Source organism: Kitasatospora sp. NPDC093558 (genome assembly GCF_040683475.1).
Lineage (GTDB): Bacteria > Actinomycetota > Actinomycetes > Streptomycetales > Streptomycetaceae > Kitasatospora.
In genome coordinates this window covers 1-3,457 of record NZ_JBFBDY010000642.1, presented here as the reverse complement: position 1 = coordinate 3,457, position 3,457 = coordinate 1, and the positions used below count along the sequence as shown (strand labels likewise).

General features: G+C 70.9%; 2 protein-coding genes. One reads left to right on the top strand and one right to left on the bottom strand.

Annotated elements, in window-relative coordinates:
• Nucleotides 1-1,974, bottom strand: a 1,974-nt coding sequence (locus tag AB0O00_RS33005) for a sugar phosphate nucleotidyltransferase (protein ID WP_363658093.1), incomplete at its 3' end; no start/stop codon positions are given.
• A gap of 154 nt (nt 1,975-2,128) precedes the next feature.
• Here AB0O00_RS33005 and AB0O00_RS33000 point away from each other — a divergent pair.
• Nucleotides 2,129-3,355 carry an RNA-guided endonuclease TnpB family protein gene (locus AB0O00_RS33000; protein WP_363658091.1) on the top strand — a complete coding sequence of 409 codons (1,227 nt, stop codon included), beginning with the start codon at nt 2,129-2,131 and terminating at the stop codon, nt 3,353-3,355.
• Nucleotides 3,356-3,457: the final 102 nt, after the last annotated feature.

The following is a 3,457-nucleotide window of genomic DNA, read 5'->3' as shown; positions in this document are numbered from 1 at the left end:
CTCCGGCCCGAGCCGGGCCTCGTCGCCCGGCTGGACCGAGACCCCCCTGCGGATGTCGTCGGCGATGACCTGTCCCTGCTCGTCGACCAGCGACATCCGCTCGCCGGTGGCGTCCAGGCGCACCCCGAAGGCCGCGCCGGCCGCCCGGACCACGGTGCCCAGTTCGTGCAGGGCGGCGTTCTTGTCCCGGGGCGTCTCGGCCGCCCGGTCGGGGTCGAGACCGCTGTTGACCAGCAGGGCGTCCACGTCCAGGCGTCCGAGGACCTGCGGGAGGATCAGGGAGGCGCTGCCGTGGGCGGCGTCGACGACCACCTTCAGGCGGGCGCCGCGCGTGCCGGGGCGTCCGGCCGCCGCGGCCGCCCGGACCAGGGCGGTGCCGTACCAGTCCATCGGCACGGCGGTGCGGTCCAGTTCGCCGGTCTCGCCGGCCAGGGCCCGGCGGTACTCCCTGCGGCCGTAGACCCGGTCCAGTGCGCGCTGGGCGCTCTGGGACAGGTCGAAGCCCTGGGCGTCGAGCAGGACGACGGACACCGCGTCGCCGTCGCCGGGCTCGGCCAGCACCAGGATTCCGCCGTCGGCGCCGGCCGCGGTCTCCATCCGGGCCAGCGGCACCGGCACGCATCCCAGGTCGCGTACGTGCACGCCGCCGGCCTGGAGGGCGGACAGCACCGAGGGCGTCAGCACCCGGGCGCCGCGGGAGTGGTCGCAGGCGACCGTCGCGGTGGCCCCGCGGGGCAGCATGGTGGCGAACGCCCCGGCCAGCTGGACGACCACCTCAGGGGTGATGTCGGTGCCGAGGACCCCGCGGACCCCGCGGGAGCCGAACACCGACCGGGCCGCGCGGTTCTGCCACAGCAGCGAGCGGTTGACCACCGCGCCGGCCTCGACCGTCTTGTGCGGGTAGACCATGACGCGGTCGCCGACGACGCTGCGCTCCTCCAGCACGCTGCCCTCGCCGATCACCGCGTGCTCGCCGATGCGCGCGTCGGCGTGGACCGTCGCGTTGCGTCCCAGCACGCAGCCGCGCAGCCGGGCCCGCGGCCCGAGGTAGGCGTGCGGGTGGACCACGGCGCGGTGCACGACGGCGTCGCGTTCGACGACCGCGTGGTCGCCGATGACGGTGTTGTCCAGGATCTGCGCGCCGGGGCCGATCCTGGCGTGGGCGCCGACGTGCAGGGGGCCGCGCAGCACGGCGCCCGGGTCGACGTGGGCGGTGGCGTCGACCCAGACCCCGGGGGCGAGTTCGAAGCCCGCGCGTTCGACGCCGACGCGGCCTTCCAGGACGTCGCTCTGCGCGGTGAGGTAGCTCTCGTGGGTGCCGACGTCCTGCCAGTAGCCGTCGGCGACGAAGCCGTAGATGCCGCCGTCCGCCAGGATCCTGGGGAAGACGTCCGCGGACCAGTCGACGGCCTCGCCCTCGGGTATCAGGTCCAGCACTTCGGGTTCCACCACGTAGATGCCGGTGTTGACGGTGTCCGAGAAGACCTGGGACCAGGTGGGCTTCTCCAGGAAGCGCTCCACCCTGCCCTGGTCGTCGACGATGGTGATGCCGAACTCGACCGGGTCGGGGACCCGGGTGAGGCAGACGGTGACCAGGGCGTCCTTGTCCCGGTGGAAGCGGATCAGGGCGCCGAGGTCGATGTCGGTCAGCGCGTCGCCGGAGATCACCAGGAACGGGCCGTCCGCCAGCTCCTGGCGGGCGTTGCCGACGCACCCGGCCGTGCCGAGCGGTTCGCGCTCGCGGACGTAGCTCAGCCGCATGCCGAGCTGCGTGCCGTCGCCGAACTCGTCCTCGATCTGTTCGGCCAGGTACTGGACGGTGACGACGGTGCTGGTCAGGCCGTGCCGGCGCAGCAGCCGCAGGACGTGCTCCATGATCGGCCGCCCCGCGACCGGGAGCAGGGGCTTGGGCGCGGTCGACGTCATCGGCCGCAGGCGGCTTCCCTCGCCCCCTGCCATGACGACAGCCTTCATCTGAGACCTCCAAGGAGACCCCGGCCTTGAGGTCGGGGAGGAATTGGATTGCCCGCGTAGCGGGTTGGGGATTCGCATACCGCCGTCAAGGCGGCATGCCTCGCTAGGTGACTGTGTGTCATATGGTCACAAGCAGGGTGTTAGTGTGTGATCCGTGGCGACCATCCACGTGAAGCGGGCGTTCAAGTACCGCTTCTATCCGACCGATGCGCAGGCGGCGGAGCTGTCGCGCACGTTCGGGTGCGTGCGGAAGGTCTACAACATGGCGTTGCAGGCCCGCACGGAGGCGTGGACGCTGCGCCGGGAGCGGGTGAACTACAACGCCATGTCGGCGATGCTGACGGCGTGGAAGAAGACCGAGGAGCTGGCCTACCTGTCCGAGGTGTCGTCGGTTCCGTTGCAGCAGGCTTTGCGGCACTTGCAGGGGGCGTTCGCCAACTTCTGGGCCAGGCGGGCGAAGTACCCGACGTTCAAGTCCCGGAAGAGGTCCCGCAAGTCCGCCGAGTACACCAGCTCGGCGTTCCGGTTCCGGGACGGTGAGCTCACCCTGGCGAAGATGGCGGAGCCGCTGGCCGTCGTGTGGTCGAGGCAGCTGCCGGAAGGCGCTGCACCGTCCACGGTGACGGTGTCGCAGGACAGCGCGGGGCGTTGGTTCGTCTCCCTGCTGTGCGAGGACCGCCCCACCATGCCAAACGCCCCGGCTGGTTCCGCTGTGGGTATCGACGCGGGTATCACCGCGCTGGTGACGCTCTCCACCGGGGAGAAGGTCACCAACCCCCGGCACGAGCGCAGGGACCGGGAACGCCTTGCCAGGGCCCAGCGGAATCTTGCCCGCAAGGCGCCGGGCGACGGTGCGAACCGTGCGAAGGCCCGGTTCAAGGTCGGCCGGGTGTATGCCCGGATCGCCGATCGGCGCAGGGACTTCCTGCACGAGCTCACCACTCGACTCGTCCGCGATAACCAAGTGGTCGTGATCGAGGATCTGGCTGTCCGGAACATGCTCAAGAACCGGCGGTTGGCTCGCGCCATCAGTGACGCGGGCTGGACCGAGATGCGGTCCATGCTGGAGTACAAGTGCGAGTGGTACGGGCGGGAACTGGTGGTCGTGGATCGCTGGTTCCCCTCCTCCAAGCTGTGCTCCGCCTGCGGCATCCTGCGAAGCGAGATGCCGCTCAACGTCCGTGAATGGACGTGTGACTGCGGGACGACCCACGATCGGGACGTGAACGCGGCGAAGAACATCCTGGCCGCCGGGCTGGCGGTTACAGCCTGTGGAGACGGTGTAAGACCTCAACGGAGCACTCCGGGCGGGCAGTCGTCTGTGAAGCAGGAAGTCGTCCCACCGCCGCGCACACGCGCAGCGGCTCAGCCGCGAGGCTGAGGGGAATCCCCCTCGTTACGAGGGGGAGGAAGTCAAGTGGTGACCTCCGTGAAAACCCCCGGCCGGGGCCGGGGGGAAGTGGGCTTTCGGCGGCGCGGCGCG